Origin of the sequence: Clostridium sp. AM34-9AC (assembly GCF_003480225.1) — a bacterium.
Classification (GTDB): Bacteria; Bacillota; Clostridia; order Lachnospirales; family Lachnospiraceae; genus Acetatifactor; species Acetatifactor acetigignens.
In genome coordinates this window covers 1-24,873 of sequence record NZ_QUIU01000008.1, presented here as the reverse complement: position 1 = coordinate 24,873, position 24,873 = coordinate 1, and the positions used below count along the sequence as shown (strand labels likewise).

At 45.3% G+C, this 24,873-nt stretch carries 21 protein-coding genes; 13 read left to right on the top strand and 8 right to left on the bottom strand.

What is annotated here, in order from left to right:
• Window positions 1-48: 48 nt before the first annotated feature.
• The 11 genes from DW835_RS06285 (at window position 49) to DW835_RS06235 (ending at window position 13,980) form a co-directional block, all read left to right on the top strand.
• Window positions 49-2,586: a PRD domain-containing protein gene (locus DW835_RS06285; RefSeq protein ID WP_172594791.1), complete on the top strand. Its 2,538-nt coding sequence runs from the start codon at window positions 49-51 to the stop codon at window positions 2,584-2,586.
• A 17-nt stretch (window positions 2,587-2,603) separates the two neighbouring features.
• Window positions 2,604-2,921, top strand: coding sequence for a PTS lactose/cellobiose transporter subunit IIA (locus tag DW835_RS06280; RefSeq protein WP_118503411.1), 318 nt, complete (start codon window positions 2,604-2,606; stop codon window positions 2,919-2,921).
• A 21-nt stretch (window positions 2,922-2,942) separates the two neighbouring features.
• A complete protein-coding gene (locus DW835_RS06275; RefSeq protein WP_118537803.1) occupies window positions 2,943-3,242 on the top strand; it encodes a PTS sugar transporter subunit IIB in 300 nt (99 codons plus the stop codon).
• A gap of 49 nt (window positions 3,243-3,291) precedes the next feature.
• Window positions 3,292-4,584, top strand: coding sequence for a PTS transporter subunit EIIC (locus tag DW835_RS06270; protein ID WP_118537802.1), 1,293 nt, complete (start codon window positions 3,292-3,294; stop codon window positions 4,582-4,584).
• Entirely contained in the window at window positions 4,584-6,086 is a 1,503-nt protein-coding gene (gene ascB, locus DW835_RS06265) for a 6-phospho-beta-glucosidase (protein ID WP_118730864.1), read from the top strand. The genes DW835_RS06270 and ascB overlap by 1 nt, the downstream gene beginning before the upstream one ends.
• On the top strand, window positions 6,083-6,349 hold the full coding sequence (locus DW835_RS06260) for an HPr family phosphocarrier protein (RefSeq protein ID WP_118537800.1): 267 nt from the start codon (window positions 6,083-6,085) through the stop codon (window positions 6,347-6,349). Before ascB ends, DW835_RS06260 begins: the two co-directional genes overlap by 4 nt.
• A gap of 15 nt (window positions 6,350-6,364) precedes the next feature.
• A complete protein-coding gene (gene ptsP, locus DW835_RS06255; protein ID WP_172594790.1) occupies window positions 6,365-8,026 on the top strand; it encodes a phosphoenolpyruvate--protein phosphotransferase in 1,662 nt (553 codons plus the stop codon).
• An 84-nt stretch (window positions 8,027-8,110) separates the two neighbouring features.
• Window positions 8,111-8,728, top strand: a complete 618-nt coding sequence (locus tag DW835_RS06250) for a TetR/AcrR family transcriptional regulator (protein ID WP_172594789.1) — start codon at window positions 8,111-8,113, stop codon at window positions 8,726-8,728.
• Window positions 8,729-8,964: 236 nt separating this feature from the next.
• Entirely contained in the window at window positions 8,965-10,740 is a 1,776-nt protein-coding gene (locus DW835_RS06245) for an ABC transporter ATP-binding protein (RefSeq protein WP_118730861.1), read from the top strand.
• Between the two features lies 1 nt (window position 10,741).
• Complete coding sequence (locus tag DW835_RS06240; RefSeq protein ID WP_118730860.1) at window positions 10,742-12,478, top strand: ABC transporter ATP-binding protein; 1,737 nt, start codon at window positions 10,742-10,744, stop codon at window positions 12,476-12,478.
• Window positions 12,479-12,618: 140 nt separating this feature from the next.
• The gene (locus tag DW835_RS06235) at window positions 12,619-13,980 is read left to right on the top strand and encodes an MATE family efflux transporter (protein WP_118730859.1); all 1,362 of its coding nucleotides are present in this window, start codon (window positions 12,619-12,621) and stop codon (window positions 13,978-13,980) included.
• A 12-nt stretch (window positions 13,981-13,992) separates the two neighbouring features.
• Here the strand turns inward: DW835_RS06235 and DW835_RS06230 are convergent, their stop codons facing one another.
• Both DW835_RS06230 and DW835_RS06225 read right to left on the bottom strand, forming a co-directional pair.
• Window positions 13,993-15,471, bottom strand: coding sequence for an alanine/glycine:cation symporter family protein (locus tag DW835_RS06230; protein ID WP_118730858.1), 1,479 nt, complete (start codon window positions 15,469-15,471; stop codon window positions 13,993-13,995).
• A 330-nt stretch (window positions 15,472-15,801) separates the two neighbouring features.
• The gene (locus tag DW835_RS06225; protein WP_334303217.1) at window positions 15,802-15,984 is read right to left on the bottom strand and encodes a MerR family DNA-binding transcriptional regulator; all 183 of its coding nucleotides are present in this window, start codon (window positions 15,982-15,984) and stop codon (window positions 15,802-15,804) included.
• Window positions 15,985-16,344: 360 nt separating this feature from the next.
• Here DW835_RS06225 and DW835_RS06220 point away from each other — a divergent pair, with 360 nt between their 5' ends.
• Window positions 16,345-17,487 (top strand): hypothetical protein, encoded by a 1,143-nt coding sequence (locus tag DW835_RS06220; protein WP_118537793.1) that lies wholly within the window; start codon window positions 16,345-16,347, stop codon window positions 17,485-17,487.
• Window positions 17,488-17,495: 8 nt separating this feature from the next.
• On the opposite strand, the gene DW835_RS06215 is transcribed toward DW835_RS06220, so the two are convergent.
• Window positions 17,496-18,392, bottom strand: coding sequence for an AraC family transcriptional regulator (locus DW835_RS06215; protein WP_118537792.1), 897 nt, complete (start codon window positions 18,390-18,392; stop codon window positions 17,496-17,498).
• Window positions 18,393-18,745: 353 nt separating this feature from the next.
• On the opposite strand from DW835_RS06215, the gene DW835_RS06210 reads away from it, so the two are divergent.
• Window positions 18,746-18,883 carry a helix-turn-helix transcriptional regulator gene (locus tag DW835_RS06210; RefSeq protein ID WP_118730857.1) on the top strand — a complete coding sequence of 46 codons (138 nt, stop codon included), beginning with the start codon at window positions 18,746-18,748 and terminating at the stop codon, window positions 18,881-18,883.
• 122 nt (window positions 18,884-19,005) lie between these two features.
• Here DW835_RS06210 and DW835_RS06205 read toward each other — a convergent pair whose 3' ends face one another.
• The 5 genes from DW835_RS06205 to DW835_RS06185 form a co-directional block, all read right to left on the bottom strand.
• The gene (locus DW835_RS06205) at window positions 19,006-21,582 is read right to left on the bottom strand and encodes an ABC transporter permease (RefSeq protein WP_054356776.1); all 2,577 of its coding nucleotides are present in this window, start codon (window positions 21,580-21,582) and stop codon (window positions 19,006-19,008) included.
• 12 nt (window positions 21,583-21,594) lie between these two features.
• Window positions 21,595-22,260 carry an ABC transporter ATP-binding protein gene (locus DW835_RS06200; protein ID WP_054356775.1) on the bottom strand — a complete coding sequence of 222 codons (666 nt, stop codon included), beginning with the start codon at window positions 22,258-22,260 and terminating at the stop codon, window positions 21,595-21,597.
• Window positions 22,261-22,382: 122 nt separating this feature from the next.
• Entirely contained in the window at window positions 22,383-23,414 is a 1,032-nt protein-coding gene (locus DW835_RS06195) for a HAMP domain-containing sensor histidine kinase (protein WP_118730856.1), read from the bottom strand.
• Window positions 23,411-24,094, bottom strand: a complete 684-nt coding sequence (locus tag DW835_RS06190; RefSeq protein WP_117440179.1) for a response regulator transcription factor — start codon at window positions 24,092-24,094, stop codon at window positions 23,411-23,413. Before DW835_RS06190 ends, DW835_RS06195 begins: the two co-directional genes overlap by 4 nt.
• A 68-nt stretch (window positions 24,095-24,162) precedes the next feature.
• Window positions 24,163-24,873, bottom strand: a 711-nt coding sequence (locus DW835_RS06185) for a DUF6076 domain-containing protein (RefSeq protein ID WP_243037073.1), incomplete at its 5' end; no start/stop codon positions are given.

The window sequence follows — 24,873 nt, the reverse complement described above, 5'->3', positions numbered from 1 at the left end:
TCTTTGGATATACACATAGATGCAAACGTTGAAAAGGAGATGCACCCTATGAAATCAAACAAAGAAAAGGTATATGACTTTATCAGACTTCATGCAGATGAAAAGGCAGACAGAGGAATATCCACCGCATACATAGCGGATGCCATGGAACTACAGCGAACGAATGTAAGCAGCATACTGAATCTTCTGGTACAGGAAGGCAGGATACAAAAATGTAACGGCAGACCGGTTCTCTATAAGGTTGGAAGAGAAGAAAGCACATTGGAAGAATGCTTTTCTGATTTGATCGGAGCGGACGGAAGTCTGAGGCAGACCATTCAGCTGGCAAAGGCAGCAGTACTCTATCCACAGCGAAGTCTCAATACGTTATTGGTGGGAGCCCGTGGAACCGGTAAGAGCCGCTTGGCACAAAGAATGTACCGTTTTGCGGTGGAACAGAAGATTCTGCCGGAAAATGCTCCGTTTCTTCACATCGATTGCCACGATTATGCAGCAGGCGGAGAAGTCAGTGCTGAGTCGGATGACAGCTGGAAACAGTCGGAGCAGGGCTTTGTATTTTTCGATAATATTCAGTTTTTAAGCCCGAGAGCCAGAAAAAGGGTGCTGGAGTATCTGCAGTCACCATCCAGAAAATATGCGGTGGCGGTAAGCTGTACAGACAAAGAACAGCTGTCGGATGAGTTCCTGGCAGAATTTTCAGTACAGTTACAGTTACCGACATTGTCGGAGCGGCCGCTGAGGGAACGGATGGAAATGATAAAACACCTTTTTTCCAAAGAGGCTGTGCGGATACAGAGACCGCTGATCGTCAGAGGAGATTTGATGACATGCCTGCTTTTCTATGAGTGTGAAGCAAATTATTATCAGCTCAAAGGAGATATCAAGATCGGCTGCGCCAATGCCTATGTGAGAGAATATGGGAAAACAGGAGATATTTCATTATTTATCAGCGATTTTTCCAATAATGTGCGCAAAGGCATGTTAAAGTACCGGAGAGAAGCAGAGGAGTTGATCGATTTTGAACAGAGATTCACGTTCAGCGGAAAAGAAATCCGGGTCAGCAGGCCGGAAGACGGAACACTATATGACAGAATCAGCCGGAAGGCAGCAGCATTAAAGGAGACAGGAATAGAGGAGGAAGAGATCAATCTTTTGCTGAGCATGGAGGTAGAAAGGACTTTTGATAAATATCGGAAAGCCCTGATACAGGATGTGACGGATAAAAAACAGTTGGAAATCCTGGTGGAAGAAAAGCTGATCAATATTGTGGAAGCATTTTTGCAAAAGGCAAAGGAACAGCTGAAACGTAATTTCTCTCCGTCTGTACTATATGGGCTGTGCCTTCATCTCAATGCAGTGATTACGGGAAAAAGAGAAAAAAGTGCTCCGGACAAAGAAAGTATTGCAGAAATACTGGTATATCACAGAGCAGAATATCTGCTAAGCGAAGAACTTGCAGAACAGATCAAAGCAGAATACGCAGTGGAATTGTCCATGGAAGAAATCTTACTTCTCACAATGTTTTTGTGCTATCAAAATGAGGAAAAGACGGAAAATGCAAGACCGGTATTGATATTTGCATTCTACGGTGTGGGAATAGCTTCCTCCATAGCACAGACGGTCAGTAACATGACAAAGCTGGATAATATTTTTTCTTATGAAATTACCAGTGAGAGAGCCTCCGCAGAGGTATATGGGACACTGAGAAATTTCCTGAAAAAAGTGCAGCAGGGCAAGGGAATTCTGGTCATCTATGATAGTAGTTTTTTGGGAGAAATGCTTCTGGAGATAGAAAATGAACTGGAAATTCCAATCCGGCAGGTCAGAGTTCCGGTAACTACACTTGGAATTGAGCTTGCAAGGCGGACCCTTACAGAAAATGATCCCGACAAGATATTGCAAAGCACAGTGGAGAGTATAGATGGTCTGGACTGTTACAGAAAATACATTGTAACGCTCTGTACCACCGGGAAAGGCGGGGCAGAGGAACTGAAACGTTACATCGAAAAATATGGACAGTTGGAAGATACAGAGGTGATCCCGATGTCGGTTACAGACAAAGAACTGTTGCGTGATAACCTGAAACACCTGATGACCACGGGAGTGGTTCAGTGCATTGTGGGAACCTATGATCCGGGAATGTTTGCAATTCCCTTCCTGCCGATCAGTGAAGTATTCGGAGCCAGAAAAGAGAGTCTTCCAAGATTGCTCCGACTGGAAAAAGAGGCAAAAGCAAAGATAGATTATGATGCAATGTTTGCATATCTGGGAGAACAGCTGACACACACCGATATTGAAAAGCTGAGAAAAATACTGCCGGATATTATGAAAGAAATCAATGCGGCGCTTAGGGAGTTATCTTTGGATGCGGAAGCCGGCTTGTTGATTCATATTTCCTGTTGTATTGACAGGCTGCTTGCAAAACAGGAAGTTGCCACAAATCCCAGAAAAGCAGCAATATTGCTTCAATATGACAAGGAATTTAAAAAACTGCTTAAAATAGTAAAACCGTTGGAAAAGACATTTCATGTCATTATCAATGATGATGAGATAGCAAATATTCTGACGATCATATATCAGCTCTAAGAATAGGAGGTTACAAAATGGAAGAAAATATGCAGGAAAAGCTGGAAGAAATCGCGATGATGATCATAGCCAATTCCGGACAGGCAAGATCAGATGCCTTCGCTGCACTGCAGGAGGCGAAAAAAGGAAATTTCGAAGACGCAGAGAAACTTCTGAAGGAGGCAGAAGAGAGTCTTCAAACAGCACATGAATCTCACAGAGAACTGTTGAAAATGGATGCGTCCGGAGAAGTGACGCAGGTAAGTATTTTATTGTGTCATGCGCAGGATCATCTGATGGGAAGTGCACTGGCACTGGATTTGATCCGGGAAATGATCGTTTTATATCAAAAGTAGGGAAAAGCAAGGAGGAATCGTATGGAACGAAAAGTATTATTGATCTGCGCAGGTGGGATGTCTACCGGAATTCTGATGCGTAAGATGGAAAAATATGCAGAGGAACAGGGAATTTCTCTGAAGATCGAAGCAGTGGGAATGTCAGCATATGAAGATGTGTACAAAAATTATGATGTCATTCTGTTGGGACCGCAGGTATCTTATAAAAAGGGTGAGATCGAGCAAAATACGCAAAAACCTATTGCGGTGATTCCGGCATATGATTATGCAATCGGTAATGTGGCCAATATTATGAAGCAGGTGGAAGACTTGTATCAATAAGTCTGCAAAACGTAAAAAGAAGGTATTTCAACAGGGAAGGAGTAAAGGTATGGCAAATTTTTATGAAAGCAAGCCCATGCAATGGGTGAAAAAAGCAGGGGAAAAAGTAGTGGGAAATAAGGGAATACAGGCGATTTCCTCCGGTATGATGATGGTAATGGGTGTAATATTGTTGGGAGCGGTATTCCAATTACTGGCAGTCATATTACAGACGATCGGTATTATCGATCAGAGTTCCGGAATCTATAGTGCACTTATGGTGCCGTATAAGGTGTCTATGGGATTTATTTCGCTGTATGTAGCTTTTACCATTGCCTATTCTTATGCAAAGTCTTTAAAAATGCAGGCGCTGATGGCAGGACTGAATTCGATTCTGATCTTTTTGATTGCAGCCGCGCCGATCAAAACAGTAGATCTGGCCGGGGAAGCGGGCGGAACTTTTACCGGAATGGATACCATGGCGCTTGATGCGAAGGGTATGTTTGTAGCCATTATTGTAGCGCTGACCAGCGTACAATTGACACATTTTTTTGAAAAGCATCATCTGGTTATCAAGATGCCGGATGCGGTTCCGGAATTTCTGCAGGATACCTTCCGTTCTCTGATCCCTCTGGTAGTAAATGCGATTATCTGGACGGTATTGGGTTATGGCTGTGTGGCATTGACACAGACAGCGCTTCCGGTACTTATTACCGGTCTGCTGGGAATGCCGCTGGCAGCACTGACAAGTGTTCCCGGAATTATTATTATCGTAATCATTGCCAGTCTGTTATGGACAATGGGTGTACATGGAACAGTGGCGGTATATGCGGCAATCGCAGCACCGTTAATGCAGTATTATGCAACCAACTATGCCAATCATGAGGCCGGTCAGGCGCTTGTATTTATGCCAATCGCGTTATTCGGTATTATCAATTGCTGTGGCGGAACCGGCAATACACTGGCGCTCTGCGTGATGGGATTATTCTCGAAATCCGAACAGCTGAAAGCAGTCAGCAAGGCAGCAATCGTGCCCGGTCTGTTTAATATTAACGAGCCTGTGATCTTCGGTTATCCTATTATGTATAATCCGATCATGTGCATTCCCTTTATCCTGAACCCTGTAATTACCATGATCATCTGTTATTTTGGATATATGATAGGATTTTTCAAACCGGCTTACATTTCCATTACGGCGAACCTTCCGGTTGGATTTGCACAGTATCTGACGACTTTGTCCTGGACCAATATCTTTATTCCGGTGATTGCATTTGCGGTAGCGTTTGCATGCTATTGGCCGTTCTTCAAAGTATATGAAAAGGAACTGGTAGCAAAAGAAGCACAGGCAAAGGAAGAAAAATAATGGAAGAAAAGCAGAAAATATTTCCACCGGGATTTCTATGGGGCGGTGCCGTGGCAGCCAATCAGGCAGAAGGTGCCTGGCAGGCGGACGGGAAAGGAGATTCTGTAGCGGATCACATTACTGCGGGGACAAAAACGTCCCCGCGGCGATTCACGGAACAGATCCGCCCTGAGGAGAACTATCCAAGTCACGAAGCTATAGATTTCTATCACAGATATGAGGAGGACATTGCACTATTTGCGGAAATGGGATTTAAAGTATTCCGGATTTCGATTGCATGGACCCGTATTTTTCCCAAAGGTGATGAGATATCGCCCAATCGTGCCGGGATTGCGTATTACAGGAAAGTATTTGAAACCTGTAAAAAATACGGAATAGAACCGTTAGTTACCTTGTCTCATTATGAAATGCCTTATTATCTGTGCGAACATTACGGCGGCTGGACCAACCGACAGACGATTGCATTTTTCCTGCGGTATTGTGAGACGGTATTCAGAGAGTATCAGGATCTGGTTCATTACTGGCTGACATTTAATGAAATGAATACACTGGTCAGCCGTTTCGGAACGCTCCTTGCAGGGGGCATTTTACCCGAGGACGGAGAAGACTTGTTCGGGAGAAAACGACTGGGATCCCCCGAGACCGCGGCAGAAAAGAGTTGCAGATTTACTGCATTGCATCATCAGTTTCTGGCCGGTGCACAGGCAGTAAAAATGGCACACGAGATCAATCCCGAAAATAAAGTGGGATGTATGCTGTCTGCGGCCGGTGTATATCCATATACTTGTAGTCCGGAAGATGTAGTGGAAGCACAGGCACAGATGGAACGCAGCAACTGGTTGTGCGGAGATGTGTGCGTAAGAGGAGCATATCCTTATTTTGCGGAACGCTTTTTTAGGGAAAATGGGGTACAGATCCGAAAAGAGGCCGGGGATGATGAAATATTGAAGAATGGAAAAGTGGATTTCTTAAGCTTCAGTTATTACAGTTCCCGTTGTGCCACGGCAGATCCGAAAGTGATACAGACGGCGGGGAATATGATGCTTGGTGTGCCGAATCCCTATCTGGAAGCAAGCGAATGGGGATGGATCATTGATCCTAAGGGATTACGTTACCTCCTGAATGAACTGTACGGCAGATATCAGATTCCGCTGATGGTCGTAGAGAACGGACTGGGAGCGGTGGATCGTGTGACAGAAGACGGACAGATTCATGATGATTACCGGATTGCTTATTTAAGCGAACATATCAGACAGATGTGGGAAGCAGTAAATGATGGTGTGGAGTTACTGGGATACACTCCGTGGGGATGTATCGATTTGATCAGTGCAAGCACCGGTGAAATGAAAAAACGCTATGGCTTTATCTATGTGGACAAAGACGATGAAGGAAAAGGAACCTTGGAACGAAAGAAAAAAGATTCCTTTGCCTGGTATCGGGAGTGCATCAGGACGAACGGAGCCAGCGTACTTTCCACGAATAAAAAAGAGGATAAATTATGACAAAAAAACAGGTTGAGATTGTGAATAAGACAGGACTGCATGCCAGACCGGCTTCTGATTTTGTACTGGAAGCCAAAAAATATGAAAGCAAGATTACGATTTGCAGGGAAAACGGAGTACCGGTGAATGCAAAATCCGTTGTACGGATTCTGGCGGAAGGAATCGGACAGGGAACCAAAATAGAGATTGCTGCGGAAGGCACAGATGAAGAGCAGGCGGCAGCGTCTCTTGCAGCCTTGGTGGAAAGCGGATTTGGAGAATAAAGGCGGTAAATGTGTATGGAAGAAAGATTACAGGGAAATCCGGTATCTGAGGGAATTGCTTATGCGAAATCTTATATCTACATTCCCGGTACACTGACAAAGGCTCCGGATTTTTTTCCCAAGGGTCAGGAAGAGGAAAAATATCGGGAATTCAGGGAATCCTGTGAAAAGGCAGACAGTGAACTGGTGACATTGTACAACGGTATGTGTAAAGAGGATCCGGATAAGGCAAAAATCTTCAGTGCACATCGGGAATTACTTCAGGATGAAGAAATCCTTGATGAGATCCGGGAGACAATCTGTGAGGAAAACATGAATCCGGACAGCGCGGTCAGTAAGGTGTATACAGAATTTGCAGAATTGTTGGCCGGTGTGGAGGATCCGTTGATTGCCGAGCGCGCGGCGGATCTTAGAGATGTCAGAGACCGGCTGCTCCGGATTCTGTCGGGGCAGGAAACGTCTAAGCTGTCTTCGTTTTCGGAAGATGTAATTCTGGTAGCCCATGACCTATTACCCAGTGATACGGCCACCATGGACAGAAAACATATCAAAGGAATCCTGACGGAGGTTGGCGGAGTGAATTCACATTCCGCAATCCTGGCAAGAAGTTACGGAATTCCTGCAATTCTGGGAGTTCCGAATGTTACGGAAAAAATTCCTACAGATACTATGCTTGCCATGGACGGTTTGACCGGAGAAATATTTGTCACACCGGGAGAAGAATGTATTTGCGATATCAGGGAAAAACAGACATCTTTTTTCCGCAAAAAAGAAGCAGAAAAAAATTTTTTAAACAAACCTGCAATTATGAAGGACGGAACAGAAATAAAGATAGGAATCAATATCGGCTCGCAGGAATTTGATGTTCCGACAGACCGGTACGATTTCATCGGCTTGTTCCGTACAGAATTTCTTTATATGGAAGGGAAGGAACTTCCGGGGGAAGAAACACAATTTGAAGCCTATAGGCAGGTTGTGCAAAAGGCAAAAGGACATCCGATTACTTTGCGGACACTGGATATCGGCGGAGATAAGACATTGCCCTACATGGAATTGCCAAAAGAGGACAATCCTTTTTTGGGGAAAAGAGCAATCAGGCTTTGTTTTGCGGAAAAAGAGTTATTTTTAACGCAACTGCGTGCGGCACTGCGTGCTTCTGCTTACGGACCTCTGCAAATCATGTTTCCGATGGTCGGGAGTCTGGAAGATATTCGCAAGGCAAAAGAGTACCTGAATCTGGCAAAAGAGCAGCTGAAAGAGAGAAAGCAGCAGTTTGATGAACAGATCCGAATCGGTATTATGATAGAGATTCCCGCGATTGCCTTGATTGCAGATCTGGCGGCGGAAGAGGTGGATTTTGCAAGCATAGGATCCAATGACCTGACGCAGTATTTGTCGGCTGCGGATCGGATGAATCCGGAGGTGGCGGCATATTACAGAAGTGATTCCACGGCAATGCTTAGGCTGCTGCGGTTTGTCTTTCAGGAATTTTCCAAACGTGGAAAAGAAATCTCCGTCTGCGGAGAAATGGCAGGGAATCCGGAGACCGCCCAATTGCTGGTGGGACTGGGAGCGAGAAAGCTGTCTATGAGCAGTGGAAATATCGCCGGTGTAAAGGCAAAACTGGCTGAATGTACATTACAGGAGCTGACAGCTTTGGCAGAGAAAAAACTATGATCCCTCTTGACAAAAAAATGAAATGTGTTTATATTCATAACAGTGTTATATAACACTGTTATGAACATTTTTTTGGAGGAAAAAGTGACAAAACCAATCGAAGGAGTTTCAGAGAGAATTCTCGTCTGTGCCAGAGAAGAATTCCTGGAGAAGGGCTATTCCGAAGCGTCGCTTCGTACGATCGCAGCCAAGGCAGACACTACTACCGGATCCATCTATTCCCGGTTCGGGGACAAGGAAGGATTGTTTTGTGCGATTGTGGAACCGGCGGCGGAAGGGCTGACGCAGATATTCCTTAAGACCCAGGAGGCGTTTCATGCCAGAGAGGCAGAGGAACAGCCGAAGGTAATGGAGGATTATGTGGTAGGCGGTATGGATGAAATGCTTGACTATGTCTATGATCGGTTCGATGATTTCCGGTTACTGCTGGATGCCTCTTACGGTACCAAGTATCAGGATTTCGTGGAACATCTGGTGGACATTGAGACGGAGTATACCTACAAGTATATGGAAGCCACACAATTCCTACAGGAAGGCAGCATGATCACCGAGGAGTTCCTACATATCATGTCGAGAGCCATGTTTGACAGTATGTTCGAAGTCGTCAGACACCGCATGGACAGGGATACTGCCAGAAAATATCTGCATATGCTGGAGAAGTATCACTACGGCGGATGGGGAGCCATCATCAAGCTGGGGTGAAGCATAAGATAAGACTGCTATGGAAGATTACGGTAGCAGTCTATCTTAAAAACCGACGGTTAGTTGAAACTAATTACCAATAAGCGGTGTTAGATAGGAAAGACAATAGAGCCTCAAATGTCCGGAAAAGAGAAATGATGAAAAGCAGGGCAAAATGAAAAGAAATTCTAGAAATTAAAGAGTTACATTAAATCCAAAAAATTAATTTAAATCAAAGGGAAAGAGGGAAAGATCACATGAAAAAAGAAAGCTCTATGCAGAAGCTGTTCGCTCATGCGGGCAACTACAAGTACCTGACCATTGCGTCATGGATTCTGTCCGCGGTCAGTGCACTGATTGCATTACTGCCGTTTTATGATATCTGGCGGATCATGCAGGAGGTTGTACTGGCAGCGCCGGATTACAGCAAGGCGCAGAATCTGTCGGGGCTTGGATGGAGTGCCGTGGGATTTGCACTGCTTTCCATGATCATTTATATCTGCGCACTGTTGTGCTCCCACATTGCAGCCTTTCACGTGCAGGCGAATATGCGAAGCACACTGATGCGTCATATTCTGACGCTGCCCATGGGATTCATGGACAGTGAGGGCAGCGGTAAGATCCGTAAGATCGTCAACGAATCCACCGCAGCCACCGAGACTTATCTGGCACACCAGATGCCGGATAAGGCAGGGGCAATGGCAACGCCTGTGGGATTGTTGGTATTGCTGGTGGCATTTGACTGGAAACTGGGGCTGTTAAGTCTCGTGCCCGTCGTCCTTGCGTTCCTCATTATGGGTGCCATGACCGGACAGCGCATGAAAGATAAAATGACAGAATACCAGAATGCGTTAGAGGAGATGTCCAGTGAAGCAGTGGAATATGTCCGCGGTATTCCGGTAGTGAAGACCTTCGGACAGTCGGTATTTTCTTTCAAGCGTTTCCAGACCTCTATTAAAAAATATGAAAAATGGACCATCGCTTATACCAAAGAACTGATGTGGCCCATGGTAGGCTTTACCACACTGATCAATGCGATCTTCGCCGTTCTGATCGGTGCCGCATATTGGTTCGGTGGAGCAGGCGGGGATCCTGAGGTGCTGATCAACCTTCTGTTCTACATCATTATCACTCCGGTACTGACCGTTACATTAGGCAAGATCATGTACGGCGGAGAGAATCAGATGATCGTGGAGGATGCTCTGAAAAGAACTGATGGTATCTTAAGCCGTAATCCTCTGCCGGAAGCAGAAAAAGAGCAGAACATCAAGGATCATTCCATTGCGTTACAAAATGTATCCTTCCGCTATGAAAATGCGGGAAGAGATGCTCTGCATCAGATCAATCTCGATATCAAAGAAGGAGAGCATGTGGCATTTGTCGGTCCCTCCGGCGGCGGTAAGACCACGCTGGCAAGTCTCATTGCCCGTTTCTATGATACCACAGAAGGTAAGGTATGCATCGGCGGCGTGGATGTGAAGGATATTCCTTCCGCACAGTTGATGAATATGGTGTCCTTCGTATTTCAGGACAGCAAATTGCTTAAGATGTCCATTTACGATAATGTCCGCATGGGCAAAAAGGATGCCACCAGAGAAGAAGTCATGGAAGCTCTGAAAAATGCCCAGTGTGAGGACATTATTGCAAAGCTGCCGGACGGTGTGGATACCGTCATCGGAAGCCAGGGTACTTATGTATCCGGAGGTGAGGCACAGCGCCTGTCCGTTGCGAGAGCGATGTTAAAAAATGCACCGATCCTGATCCTGGATGAAGCTACCGCTTTTGCTGATCCGGATAATGAGGCGAAGGTACGGCAGGCATTTACGAAGCTTTCCGCAGGCAAGACCGTGATCATGATCGCACACAGATTGTCCTCGGTTGTGGATGCCGACCGCATCTGTGTGTTGAAGGATGGCGGAATTGTGGAACAGGGAAACCATGAAATATTGCTGGGACAAAACGGACTGTATGCCCATATGTGGGAAGAGTACAATAAATCCGTCAGCTGGAAAGTAGGAAAGGGGGAGAAATAGAATGAGTAGCTTACAGGCAAAATTGCAGCATAAATACGCGCTTTCCGAAAAAGGTGCGAAGGATATGATAAAGGCATTTGTATCCGTAACATGTTCCGATCTGGTGTTGATGTTCCCGGTATGGATGCTGTATTTTCTGGTAAGAGATTATTTACAGGGCACCATGGCAGGCAGAGGTGTTTTCTACATTGTGGGCTGCGTACTCTGTCTTCTTCTGATCGCGCTGACAACGTTGGTGCAGTATCGTGCCACGTTCCTGGCAACTTATGTGGAGAGCGGTGTGCGCAGAATTGCTCTGGCAGAGCAGCTGCGTAAGATCCCGTTATCCTTCTTCGGAAAAAAAGATCTGTCCGATCTGACAAGTACCATTATGGCGGACTGTGCCACCATGGAGACTGCATCCTCCCATTTCATTCCGGAACTGGTTGGTTCCTGTATCTCCACCACACTGATCGCTGTGGGTACCTTTTTCATGAACTGGAGAATGGCAATCGCAGCACTGTGGGTACTGCCTGTGTCTTTCCTCATTGTGGGATGTTCCGGCAGGGTACAGAAGAGCTTAAGTAAGAAGCAGATGAAATTAAAAATGGACTGTGCTGACGGCATTCAGGAATGCCTGGAGACCGTACGTGACCTTCGGGCCAACAATGCCCAGGCTGAGTACATGGAAGGCTTAGAGGGCAAGATCCGTGCCGTGGAAAAACATGCACTGGTGACGGAGCTTGGTACGGCAGTCTTTGTAGGCGGTGCCCAGATGATCTTAAAGCTTGGCATCGCCACCGTGGCATTGACCGGCGGTGTGTTGTTAGTAAAGGGAGAGATCGACATCCTGACCTTCTTCGTATTCCTCCTGTTGGTATCCAGAATGTATGATCCCCTGCAGGTGGCACTGCAGAATCTGGCAGCTATTATCAGTACCAGTGTGCAGTGTGACCGTCTCGACGAGATCCTGTCCCATGAGATCCAGACCGGTGCCAGCACCATGGATCCTAAGGGGTATGACATCGAATTTTCCCATGTGGGATTCTCCTATGACAGTCAGGATACCGTACTTCGCGATGTCACTTTCACGGCAAAACAAGGCGAAGTGACCGCATTGATCGGACCTTCCGGCGGCGGTAAGACCACCGTGTCCAGACTGGCTTCCCGGTTCTGGGATATCCATAAAGGTAAGATCACCGTGGGTGGCATGGACATCTCCACCATCGATCCGGAGACACTGATGTCTCTGTACGCTATCGTATTCCAGGATGTGACACTGTTCAATAATACGGTGATGGAAAATATCCGTATCGGCAGGCAGAATGCTACGGATGAAGAAGTGCTGGCTGCGGCAAAACTGGCGCATTGCGATGAGTTCGCGGAGAAACTTCCGAACGGCTGGCAGACCATGATCGGTGAGAACGGTTCGGAACTGTCCGGCGGTGAGAGACAGCGGATCTCCATTGCCAGAGCCTTTTTAAAGGATGCTCCCATCATCCTCATGGATGAGGCAACCGCTTCTCTGGATGTAGATAACGAGACACTGATTCAGGAATCCCTTTCCAGGCTGATCCGCAATAAGACCGTTATGATCATTGCGCACCGCATGCGTACCGTGGCGGACGCAGACAAGATTGTTGTATTGAAGGATGGCGTGGTGGCAGAGCAGGGAACGCCTGCCGAACTGGAAGCAAAAGACGGCATTTACCGGCATATGAAAGCCACTCAGATGGAGGCTGCCGGCTGGACATTATAATCAAACAGCCTTTTTAAAAGGAGCGGTCCGCTTGTTTACAGGCGGATCGCTTTTAGCATATTGCGTAATTCCTGCGAACGACATATAATACAATCCAACGGCAGAAAATTATCCAATGGAGAGGAACACAGAGGAATACCATGCAGATAACAGCAATGAAAAAAGACGATTTTTACAGACAGATGTTCAAACTGACCATCCCGATCATTATACAGAATCTGCTCAGTGCAGCAGTGAATTCCGCGGATGTTATTATGCTAAACTATGTGGGACAGTCCGCAATATCCGCAGTATCCCTGGCGTCAAATTTTTCGAATGTCCTGTTTATGGTATATTACGGACTGGGGACGGGAGCCACTCTCTTGTGCGCCCAATATTATGGAAAGGGGAACCTGGAAGCAATTCATACTGTAGAAGGAATCACACTTCGTTTCTCTATGGCAATTTCAGGTATAGTTGCGCTGATTGCATTTTTCCTCCCTCAGAAGATGATGCTTCTCTTTACTCCTGATCAGGAGCTGATCACTATCGGCGCCTCTTATCTGCGGATCATGGGCATCACATACCTGTGCTGGGGCATCACGGAAGTATATCTAGCCATTTTGCGAAGCGTAGGTCGTGTGACGGTCAGTATGGCGTTGAATATGCTGGCTTTCGTATTGAATGTCATTCTGAATGCCACATTTATCTTCGGACTGTTCGGCATGCCAAAGCTGGGAGCTACCGGTGTCGCCATTGCCACAGCCCTGTCCCGACTGGTGGAACTGGTGGCATGCGTCATTGTATCTTCCTTGAGCAAAAATGTAAAACTGCATCCGAAGTACCTGTTTGTTCACAGTAAGGTGCTGACACAAGATTTCATGCGTCTGTCTCTGCCAGCACTTTGCAATGATGTGTCCTGGAGTGTGGCGTTTTCCATGTATTCCGTGATCCTGGGGCATCTGGGAACAGATGCGGTGGCTGCTAATTCACTGGTCGTCGTAGTGCGCAATATCGGTACGGTGTTCTGTTTTGCCATTGCCAGTGCAGGTAGCATATTGCTGGGAAATATTATGGGACAAGGCGATCTGGAGAAGTCAAAGAGTTACGCTTCCCGGATGTTGAAGATGACGGTAATCGCCGGAGCTATAGGCGGCCTGATCGTACTGGCAATTACACCCTTTGTGTTACGGTTTGCTACATTGAATGACACTGCCATGCATTATCTGAAATATATGCTGCTCATTAATACTTATTATATTATGGGCGCTGCCGTGAATACGGCGCTGATCGCCGGAGTATTCCGTGCCGGCGGAGATACGAAGTTCGGACTGATCTGCGATACGATCGATATGTGGTGTTATGCGATCCCTCTGGGATTCTTCGCCGCATTTGTACTGAAACTTCCGGTACTGTGGGTCTATTTCCTGTTATGTACCGATGAATTTGTCAAGTGGCCCTGGGTCATTAAGCATTACCGAGAGGGTAAATGGGCGAAGAATATTACCAGAGAAGAAGTATGATTCTAAGTTAAATTACATGGCCTTTTCCTGTTCTTCCTGAATCTCTGGGAAGACAGATAACATGGGCTTTACGTCTTCTTTTTTAATGATACGTGCCACGTAATTTTTCGTGATCTTCATTACTACGGGAGACAGGGCTATGACACCGATCAGGTTGGGAATCGCCATCAATCCGTTGAAGGTGTCGGACAGATCCCAGGCCAGACCAAGGTTCATGGTGCAGCCGATGAAGATCATCAGTACGAACACTACCTTGTAGACAATGGTGGATTTCGTACCGAATAAATATTCACAGGCCTTGGATCCGTAGTGGCTCCAGCCCAGTACGGTAGAGAATGCAAACAGCAGGATCGCAATGGCGATGAAGGCAGGGCCGAAGCTGCCGAATACGGTAGCAAAAGCCTGACCTACCAGAGCGGAACCGGACACATCCACCAATACGGCACCGGTGTCCAGATCGATCAGGCCGGAGGACAGAACTGCGAAAGCCGTCAGTGTACATACGACCATAGTGTCAGCGAATACCTCGAAGATGCCCCACATACCCTGACGCACGGGTTCTTTTACATTGGAACTGGAATGTACCATAACGGAGGAACCAAGGCCGGCTTCGTTGGAGAACACGCCGCGCTTCATGCCCCAGGTCAGAGCCAGCTTCACACCGGAACCTACGATACCGCCGCCCACGGCGCGCAGACCGAATGCTCCTTTGAAAATAGCGGTAAATACGGCACCCACGTGACCGATATTTGCAAAGAAGATCACCAGTGCACCGATGACATAAGCGATGGCCATAAAGGGAACCAGCTTCTCGGTGACGGCAGCGATGCGCTTTAACCCACCGACAATGACCAGTGCACCGATGATCACCAGTACGATGCCGGTTACCGTAGCGGGAATGGAGAAGGCGGAAGTCATGTTGGCTGCAATGGAATTGACCTGACTCATGTTGCCGATACCGAAGGAAGCCAGCAGGCAGAAAGCAGAGAACAGCACAGCCAGTACGGCACCGATCTGTTTGCAGCCCTTATAGGAGCCGAGACCGTCCTTCAGATAGTACATGGCACCTCCGCTCCATTCCCCTTTGAAGTTCTTGCGGCGGTAATAGATGCCCAGTACATTTTCTGAGTAGTTGGTCATCATGCCGAAGAAAGCTACAATCCACATCCAGAAGATGGCGCCGGGACCACCGGCTACCAGAGCACTTGCCACGCCGACGATATTACCGGTACCGATGGTGGCAGCCAGTGCGGTGCACAGCGACTGGAACTGGGAGATGGACTGATCATCAGCATCCGTGTGCTTTGTTACGTGTTGGTCGTGAAAGATGCCGCCTACTGTATTTTTGAACCAGTGTCCGATGTGGGACAACTGGAAAAATTTCGTCAGGATCGTCATCAGGATACCGGTGCCCACCAACAGCACCAACATGGGAACACCCCATACGAAACCATTGATGGCATTGTTCACATTGGCTATGAGCTCTACCATATACATTCTCCTCCTTTGTTTTCAGGTAAAAGAAAAAGCGCAGACACCCGAAGATGTCCACGCTGACATAGTTACCTGATCTGTATTTCGTTTCTGATTTTTTCCCAGTATAACATATAGGAAAAGATGCCGCAAGAGAAAATTTTTCTCAAAACCCCTATTGACCTAAAGTTAGCTTTAGGTATTATGATAAAATCATCCCGTAAGAAATGTCTCTAACGTGGAAAATCAAGCATATCGAAAGCTACGGCGCCAACAGCGGCTTCCCTGTATACGGCGGAAAACTGTAAGGCGAACCGTCAGTGTGACGAAAACAGGAAATGCGAGCGATTACGAAAAGTAATGGCTCGCATTTTTAGCTTTGTATTTCGAATTCATGCGGATGGAGTCCAATTCCGCCTTACTGAACCGGCGGATCCCGGACTGCTTCTCCAGATTCGGGAAAAAGCCCTCTTTATCATAATATCTTAAAGAGGAAATCGGTAAATTTGTCATTGCGGAAACTTGTCCGATACTGTACGTATATAATCCTCCTTGTTTTTGCGAAGCAAAAATCCGAGCTTCATGTCGAGGAGAGGATTTCGTCTCCCTGCATAAAATTATCTAAAGCTGACTTTAGGTATTACTACTGTTATTATAAAGTGGCAATATGCAAAAAACAAGAGTTTTGTACTATAAAGTTTCCCCCGGGCTGTGTCGATACTATTTATATAGGAAAATACATACACCATGGATGGATAAATAGCTACGGATGGCTGCCTCATGTGAGGCGACCATCCGTTTTTGCGTGAAGCGAGAACATCGCATGCCTGCATGAAGATTTGACGGGCATTGCGACAGGGCAGCAATCACTGCTCAGAGAGGGAGAGTACTATGGCAATAACAGGAATCGGCTACGGAAGGACATTTGTGTATGAGGCACAGAAGCGAGTAAATGCAGGGGATGTACAGAGTGCGCAGGGAAGTGCGACGGAGACAGCAGAATCCCGTTTCGCGGAGAGCATTGAGGAATTGGCAAAAGAAGACAACACCGTGAAGACTCCGGTGACCCGCGGCGTACAGCTGGCCCGCCATATCGAGGGAAAGGACAAGGTGCCCTATGGAGAAATGGCTGAGGACGGCGTCATTGAATACAACGGGGTGACCTTCGTCTGTGATTATGAGCACAACCGCCTGACACTGGGGGATACCACCAATAAAGAGGATTGCATTAATATTCCGTTGTCCGGCGGCGGAAGCCTGCTGGTGAACCGGGACAACATTGATGCCCTGTCCAAGGCCATCGGCATGTTCAGGCCGGAGGATGTGAAACGGATCCTGGAGGCGCTGGCAAAGGATAACAAGATCCAGCAGATGAAGAAAGAACTGGATGACATGGAGAACGGCGATGATGTGGATAACAGTGAGGAAGCATCGGAGACCGCCGACACGGACAAGGCAGCGGGAACGGATCCTTCCGGGACGGCCGGAGAGCCGGGAAAAGAGGATTTAAGTCTCATGGCACAGATCAAAGAGAAGATGCAGGAGATCTACGACAAGCTTCAGAACGGAGACACGGATACCAAGTTCCAGATCGGCAATCAAGAATTTACGATCAAGGAGTGGGATCATTTCTTAGAGAAATTCGACAGTGTGCAGGATGCCACCCGGGCGGCACTGGAGGAAAAAATCGAAAAGGAAAAGGTAGAACGGCTGGAAGAGAAACTGACAGGTATGTCGGAGACAGCAGAAGAGCCGGATGAGGTGGATAGTATCCTGGCCCAGAGTGTGAAAACCACAGAAGAGGGCAGTGACCCTAAGACCTGGTATATCACCTGCTTTAGCGAAGATGGCATCTGGTGTAAGAAATTCACCGAAGGACAGGAAGGAGAGGATCTGTGGCGTATGGAATTTACGGATCCTTCCCAGTACCAGAAGGTGTTAAATTATTTACAGAGCTTCGCAGAGGGGGAAGAAGTTCCGCATGCAGAGGAAGAGGACTTCTGGAGAAGATTCCTTGAGGAAGACGCACGGTAGATCTGGCGTCAATCCGGATTTTTCCGATATTCCCGAGGAGATTTTCCGTATACTTTTTTGAACAGGTCCTTAAAATAATTGCTGTCGTTGAAGCCGTATTCCAGAGCAATATCCGTGATGGAGCTGTTGGTGGTAAGAAGCGCCGTCTGGGCGTGCTTGAGCCGTACGTAATTTAAATATTCCTTGAACCCCATGCCGGTGATCAGTTTGAATTTCTTGCTGAAATAGGTGGGGCTTAAGGAAGCCACGTAGGAGACATCTTCCAGTGTCAGTGGCTTGCGGAAATTATTATAAATGTATTTTGTGGCAAGCAGGATGTCCGCATCCCGGGAGTTCAGTAGATCCGGCTCCTTCTCATTCATGACGGAATGCCGCATCAGCAGGAGCAGAAGCTCTTCCAGATAGCAACGCTCAAAATGTTCGGAGTATTGGTCGAAGCGGGAATTCTCGGTGAGCATACGGGTCAGCAGAGAGTGCAGATATTCCTGGTATACCGTAGGAACGCTGCCCATGAAAGAATGCAGCTGTAGCCCCTGCCCGGATATGGAAGTGAGGCTGTCGGCAGACCGGTCCGATAAATGCAGATATTCTTCTTTGAAATAGATCATTACGATCTCGCAGACCTCTCCGGCAGAATACAGAGAGTGATGCAGTTCCCCCGGGGCAATGAAGACCAGATCTCCGGCTTCCATCTGATAGACAGTATCTTTTAACAGGAAACGGCAGCTGCCGGACCAGAGATAGAATATTTCATAAAAGCTGTGATAATGATCGGGCTGCAGCGGAGAAAAATCGCCTCTGCGGCCTTTTTCCACGATGATACGGTCAATATCCTTTCTGCCGCGTCGGCCTTTTTTGGTTGTGATATCCATAGCTGCTCCTTCGCTTTTTAAATCTACTTTCATTGATACAGTCAGAATACCACAAAAAAACAGTATTTTCAACACAAACAAGCAATAAAAACAGCAGTAAATATAAATAAATTACGCTATTATAATAACTGAAAAAGGAACCCGCCTCTTTCAAAAATACTTTTCTCTCTATCCCCCTCGGTACACTCCCCCCTCGCCGAGGGGAATTTTTTGCGCAAAAATCACAGAAAACAGGCAGTCTCGTTACAATGGATTGCGCATTTTCCAAAGGATTGTTACCATAAGGGTACAGATAGGCCGGCATACGGTGCTAAAGCAAAGATGCTAAAGCAAAGGTGCTAAAGCACCTGAGAGTTTGCAGAGTACAGAAAGGTATAGGGATTAGTATGGATAAAAAGAAAACGGGCAATCTGATCCGGGAAGCCAGACAGCGCAAAAATTATACCCAGAGTGAACTGGGAAGGATGTTAGGGGTGACCAACAAAGCGGTATCCCGGTGGGAGAATGGAGTTTCCCATAGTTAAAGATACCACACCCAATATCACAAACTCACGCTTAAACAATATTCCTTAGTCAACCACATACAATAGCAAATACAAAAAAGCTGGAAGCAGACTTGATTTTGCTTCCAGCTTTTCTATATTATTTAGTTTTGATGCAGTCGTTCTATTATACTTGTTTTTGCGATCTTTCGATATATGATTGCCGGAATAATAACCGTTAGCGCAATCAAAAATGGATAGATAACAAACATAGGGAAAATAACAAATTTATAAGTGAAAAACCAAATGCTATTTGAAATTGCTCTTACAATGATAACCGATACCAGAGAACCAAATACGATTGACGCAACAACTGTTCCCGCAGCATAGTATAAGCCCTCAAATGATAGCATTTTCTTTAGCTGCTTTCCTGTCATACCAATACTTTGAAGCATAGCAAGTTCTTTTCTGCGTGTAATAATACTGGTAAGAACAGAGTTTACAAAATTTGTAACCCCTATTAAGCCAATGATAATGCTTAACGCTCCCCCTATGGTAATAATCAGAGAAGTTAAATCATTAAAGGAATTGATATATGTTTGTTTAGAGTCGTAATTCATACTCGGCTCAATATCCTCAACATAGCTGCTTAAAAATTCCTCCATATCAGCTTCCATACCGTCAACTGCATTGAATGGGAAACTCACCAAATGAGGTTGATCGCAAAGAGGTAAGAAAACCTCTGTCGGCATATAAAATTTTGCAAATCCGGTACTTCTTATCGTATCGGTGTTTTCATTGATTAGCACCTTTGCCATAACCTTGCAGTCAAAACTATTATCTATACTACTGGAAAGTCCGTCCATTTGCACATGATTAAAGTGAAGTGTATCTCCAACATGAATATTAGGGTCATCAATAATGTTTCCATTGTCATCTGCGGTCAGAGCATACAGTACATAATTCCCGGATTTTAATGCTTCCCAATCAATCGTTCCCTCTATAACATCCATTGAGTTCAGTAAAAAATCATCTGCTCCATATAATTGAACCAAAGGATTTCCCTCAGCGTCTTTGTTGTAATTTGAGGTAACTCCATTCTCGACAGAAAATGTTTCTTCCAAAATCTTTGTGGTATATAACTCGCCACCCTCATCAAATGCCGGATTTTGCTTAACTGCTTCAATAAAAGAAGTGGAAAGGTCATTTTTGCTGTCGCTATTCCCAAACTTAAAATTGAAGTAATCCGCAGTAGAAATGATGAAATCCTTGTTTACAAATTTTTCTACATATTTTTCCACATCAAAGCCGCTTGCAAGTGTAAATACCGTATTAAACAATACCAAACTCAAAGTCATAGAAATAATAACCAAAATTGTACGTTTCTTGTTCCGACCAAGATTTGATAATGCCATTCGATGAATTTTGGCTCCATGTATAGACTTTTTATCAGACGCCTTTTTGCCTTGAAATGCTGCTGTGTCATTTTCAGTATAGCGGATTGCTTCAATAGGCGATACTGAACCCGCTATTTTGGCAGGCTTATTTACACTAATAATCACTGTAACAAGTGCAAATAAGGCAGCTCCGATAAAAATAATTGGATTGGCAGTTACTTTTACTCCTGCGTCCGAAGCATAAACTGTGCCGTTCATTAAAAATGGTACTAATGCTCGTCCAACAAAGAAACCAATTAGTAAGCCGAATGGAATACCGATAAAGGAAAGTAACATAGCCTGTTTGCTGATAAGTTTCTTTATTTGTCGTTTTGTTGTGCCTAAAGTTTTAAGCTGTCCGTAGGATTGAATATCTTGAATGACAGAGATTTGGAAAATATTATATATAATCAAATACCCTGTTATCATAATTAAAAGTATGCCAACAATCCCCGAAATCAATAAAGCTGGATTTTCTAAAAAGTTACTGCCTTGATATGCAGGACTAACACGAGCGATCACATAATTGTCATCCGATGGACTTCCGCCCATAGTATCACAAGTATAGCCCGTTTCAGCAAGAAGCTGATGTAATTTTGATTCGATAGCTCCGTTTCCATGAAACATAACATAAGCGGCGACTACGCCGGAATAGTCATTATCTTCGGGGTAGGTGTATGTTAAAAGTTCAGAATTATTGTCAACAAAGGCTTTAGAAACAATAAGTCGTCCAATATTACTTAGGCTGTCTGTTTCCCAAAATCCGCATAGTACAAAATTCTTTGAATATGAAATTCCTTTAATTTGATAGTCCAAAGTTACGGTTGCTCCGATTTCAGCAGGAATACCAAGTGCGTCCAGCGTTTTGGTATCAGCCATAATTTCATTCTCTGCTTCAGGACGGTGTCCCGTTGTTGGCTCATACCGTGCAAACTTCAAAGCAGTATCGTCCATAAACCACATATCAGCACGCCATTTTTCCAGTCCGGGATTATTGATATGATAAGACACTGCCTTTGTATAGGCAATCTGTTCAATCATCTCATTGCCTTTTATATTATCAAAAACCTCATCGCTTATATAATTCAAAACCGCTTGACCGTCGCCACCTTGTTTTCTGATATTTTGGTCGTGAACGGTATCTATCAAACCAGAGCCTAATGTAAAAATGGTTGTAAAGAGTATAGTAGTTAGAGCGATTGCAATAATTGCAATGATATTTCTACTCTTTCCTGCTTTGAAATAACGGTTGGATAATTTTTTGATAACAGGGCGATTGCTATTTCCAAATAAAATATCATTCATAGTTTTGCCCCCTTATTCTACAATTTTCCCGTCCTCAATGCGGACAATACGGTCTGCAAGCTGGGCGATCTCGCTATTGTGGGTAATCATCACAATCGTTTGATGAAATTTCTGGCTTGTTACTTTCAACAGTCCCAATACATCGTTGCTTGTTTTACTGTCAAGATTGCCCGTTGGTTCATCGGCTAATATAATGGCAGGCTTTGAGACAAGGGCGCGAGCAATCGCTACACGCTGTTGCTGACCGCCGGATAAGTTGTTCGGCATATTTTGCAGCTTATCGCCGAGTGCCAGCATTTGCACAACTTCGTCCATGAAATTTTTATCTACTGTATCGCCATCCAATTCTACGGGCAAAACAATGTTTTCATATACATTGAGAACGGGAACAAGGTTATAGTTCTGGAAAATAAAACCGATATTGCGTCTGCGGAAAATCGTAAGCTGTTCATCGTTCAGCCCTGACAAATCTTTTCCTTTGACCTTTACATTACCGGAAGTGGGAACATCCAAGCCCCCCATCATATTGAGCAATGTGGATTTGCCGCTGCCGGAAGTTCCCACAATGGCAACGAATTCTCCCTGTTCGACAGTGAGAGTTACACCATCCAGAGCTTTTGTGATATTCGGCTCGGTGCCATAGTATTTTTTCAAGTTTTTTGTTTCTAAAATGCTCATAGAGAACACCATCCTTTCTTGTGATGGCTTCATTATAAAGGGCAATCCTCACAGAAATGTCACAGCCGACATAATAAATTGCCCTGAAATGTCACAATCCTGTGACATTTCAAAAAAACAGGTTATTCATGGGGAAGAAAAACGGAGAATGTTGAGCCTGTTCCTACTTGAGAAGTTACTTGTATATAACCGTTCTGCAAGCTAATAATTTCCCTTGCGAGATACAGCCCAATGCCGATTCCCTCTATATCGTGGACATTTTCTTCCCGATAAAAGCGCCTAAAAATTGCTCCCTGTTGGTTTTCGGGAATACCTTTGCCGGTATCAGTGACGCTGACTTTCAGGTGCATTTCCCAGCTTTCAACGCAAACACGGATAGAACCGTACTCCGGCGTGTACTTAACTGCATTATCCAATATGTTAAATAGGGCTTCTGCCGTCCATTTGCGGTCATGCGAAACAATCAATGTTTCTGGGCAGTTTACTTCAACTTGTATGTGCTTCCTTTCAGCGTTCAGAAAGATACCACCCAGAGCCATAGCAAGAGTATCATAAATGGGCTGCTGTTTCTTTTCAAGTGAGATAACACCCGTTTCAAGCCGGGATGTTTTTATCATAGCCTGCATTAAGAAATCCAGTTTATCAAGCTGTGTGCCACTGGCAAGCAGAAATTCCCGCTGTTTATCCGATGGCACTTCTTGTTCTAATAAGGTGGCATTTACCATTTTTAAGTTTGCTATCGGTGTCTTTACCTGATGAGAAATATCGGAAATCAATTCCTGTAAGTCAGCTCGTTCACGGGCAACGCTGTTTTTGCTTTCCTGCATAACCTCATAAAGGCGCACCAGCCGATGATTGATTTTATAAAATAGGTTTTCTTCTTCGGCAACCTGTGATATATCTATTTTTCCATTCATCATTTCGTCTAGGGTGCAGCAAAGTATTTCAGAAAACAAAGTCAGCTTTCGCCGTATCAGTATCACAAAAGCAGTAACACAAAGTAGAAAAAGCAGACAAAACGCCATGCTACAAAATACCACAGACATTTCTTTTGTCAGGATATATAGAACCGAAAACATGACCACGGATAAAAGTAAAATGGTAGTTGCCAGTATTATGCAGACTTTATTTAAGGAGAGTTTTTTTGAAATCATTTTTGCGCTCCTCCAATCCACATATAGCCCATACCGTAAACGGTTTTGATGTAGGAATGCTGGTTCGTTTCAATTTTACTGCGGATGCGGCTGATCGTTGTGGTAAGTGCGTGTTCATCCACATAATTTTCATCTATATCCCACAGCTTTTCAAGCAATACCTGCCGGGTCAGGACAGTTTGAGAATTTCTTGTCAGCACTTTTAGTAAACGATATTCCAATGATGTAAGGGTAATCGGCTGTCCTGCAAGACACGCTGATAATTCGGAAAAATTGATATACAAATTCCCGTCATCGTAGAAATCTCCGCCGGATTGTGCTGAAATGCGGTTCAGTAAAGCAGATACTTTCTTTTGGAACACGCTGATAGGAAAGGGCTTTGTTACATAATCATCTGCGCCCAATTCAAATCCTTTCAGCATATCGCTTTCCATATCATTTGCGGTTAGAAAAATCACGGCGGTATCGGGACGGCGTTCTTTTACCTCGCGGCATATATCAAACCCGTTCCCATCCGGCAGATTGACATCCAAAACGATTAAATCATAATCCTGTTTTTCAAGAAATCTTATGGCAACAGCTTTTGACATAGCCCCATCCACGGAATATCCGACAGCCGACAGATTATAGCTTAATGTCTTATTCAAAAGCTGGTCATCTTCAACAACCAGTATTCGCATAGTATCACATCCTTTTTCTTTTTATAGTATCAACAAAATGTCACAGAAACCTCACAACGAGAAAAAATTTAGTATTCAGTCAGTTCCACAATTACATTACTCTGCTGATACAGCCAGTCCGTAAAGTCTTTCGGGCTGGCTGTTCCTGTTTTTACAGCCTTTTTTCTCTGTAAGGCTTCTTTCTTAAAGTCGGAAAAGACAGCCTGTATTTTTTCCAGACGGTCAGCCGGAAAGCCTGCGGTATTTTTTACCCGGTTTATTTTGTTGCGCCAGTTCTGGCATTCGTTTTTATAAAGCAGGTCATAGGTATTTTCTCTTGCCCTCTCGTCAAATCCCCGCTTGTTTTGAAGCGCCTGTGCTTTTCGGCACTTATCGCTGCACAGCTCATACCGCTGGCTTTTTGCCAGAAAATATTTCCCGCAGACCTTGCACTGCCGGAAGCAAAGCCCCCAGTCATTCAGCCTGTTCAGATAATAGGTAATCAACGGGTAGAGGGACGCATAGGCAGACACACATTCTTCTGTGCGCCGGTTGTCCGGGAACCAGAGGTCAAGCCGGGTATCTTCTGACGGTGCGCCTTTGAAATAAAGGCTGCCAGCTTGAAATTGTTTCGGTTTTCCTGTCTCCCTGTCAAAGCTCATGGTTTCGTTATGGAATACCCCGGTCAGGCTGCTCATTTTATCCATGAAGCGGTCACAGGCAGCGTTACGGTCACGGGGTTCTCTGGCAAGCAGATAGCTGTTCCAGATACGGAACGCCACATACATTTTCAGAGGGTC

Excerpts from the sequence above, each read along its gene's own strand:
- DW835_RS06285 (WP_172594791.1), top strand. The coding sequence starts at position 49 with ATGAAATCAAACAAAGAAAAGGTATATGACTTTATCAGACTTCATGCA.
- DW835_RS06280 (WP_118503411.1), top strand. The coding sequence starts at position 2,604 with ATGGAAGAAAATATGCAGGAAAAGCTGGAAGAAATCGCGATGATGATC.
- DW835_RS06275 (WP_118537803.1), top strand. The coding sequence starts at position 2,943 with ATGGAACGAAAAGTATTATTGATCTGCGCAGGTGGGATGTCTACCGGA.
- DW835_RS06270 (WP_118537802.1), top strand. The coding sequence starts at position 3,292 with ATGGCAAATTTTTATGAAAGCAAGCCCATGCAATGGGTGAAAAAAGCA.
- ascB (WP_118730864.1), top strand. The coding sequence starts at position 4,584 with ATGGAAGAAAAGCAGAAAATATTTCCACCGGGATTTCTATGGGGCGGT.
- DW835_RS06260 (WP_118537800.1), top strand. The coding sequence starts at position 6,083 with ATGACAAAAAAACAGGTTGAGATTGTGAATAAGACAGGACTGCATGCC.
- ptsP (WP_172594790.1), top strand. The coding sequence starts at position 6,365 with ATGGAAGAAAGATTACAGGGAAATCCGGTATCTGAGGGAATTGCTTAT.
- DW835_RS06245 (WP_118730861.1), top strand. The coding sequence starts at position 8,965 with ATGAAAAAAGAAAGCTCTATGCAGAAGCTGTTCGCTCATGCGGGCAAC.
- DW835_RS06240 (WP_118730860.1), top strand. The coding sequence starts at position 10,742 with ATGAGTAGCTTACAGGCAAAATTGCAGCATAAATACGCGCTTTCCGAA.
- DW835_RS06235 (WP_118730859.1), top strand. The coding sequence starts at position 12,619 with ATGCAGATAACAGCAATGAAAAAAGACGATTTTTACAGACAGATGTTC.
- DW835_RS06230 (WP_118730858.1), bottom strand. The coding sequence starts at position 15,471 with ATGGTAGAGCTCATAGCCAATGTGAACAATGCCATCAATGGTTTCGTA.
- DW835_RS06220 (WP_118537793.1), top strand. The coding sequence starts at position 16,345 with ATGGCAATAACAGGAATCGGCTACGGAAGGACATTTGTGTATGAGGCA.
- DW835_RS06215 (WP_118537792.1), bottom strand. The coding sequence starts at position 18,392 with ATGAAAGTAGATTTAAAAAGCGAAGGAGCAGCTATGGATATCACAACC.
- DW835_RS06210 (WP_118730857.1), top strand. The coding sequence starts at position 18,746 with ATGGATAAAAAGAAAACGGGCAATCTGATCCGGGAAGCCAGACAGCGC.
- DW835_RS06205 (WP_054356776.1), bottom strand. The coding sequence starts at position 21,582 with ATGAATGATATTTTATTTGGAAATAGCAATCGCCCTGTTATCAAAAAA.
- DW835_RS06200 (WP_054356775.1), bottom strand. The coding sequence starts at position 22,260 with ATGAGCATTTTAGAAACAAAAAACTTGAAAAAATACTATGGCACCGAG.
- DW835_RS06195 (WP_118730856.1), bottom strand. The coding sequence starts at position 23,414 with ATGATTTCAAAAAAACTCTCCTTAAATAAAGTCTGCATAATACTGGCA.
- DW835_RS06190 (WP_117440179.1), bottom strand. The coding sequence starts at position 24,094 with ATGCGAATACTGGTTGTTGAAGATGACCAGCTTTTGAATAAGACATTA.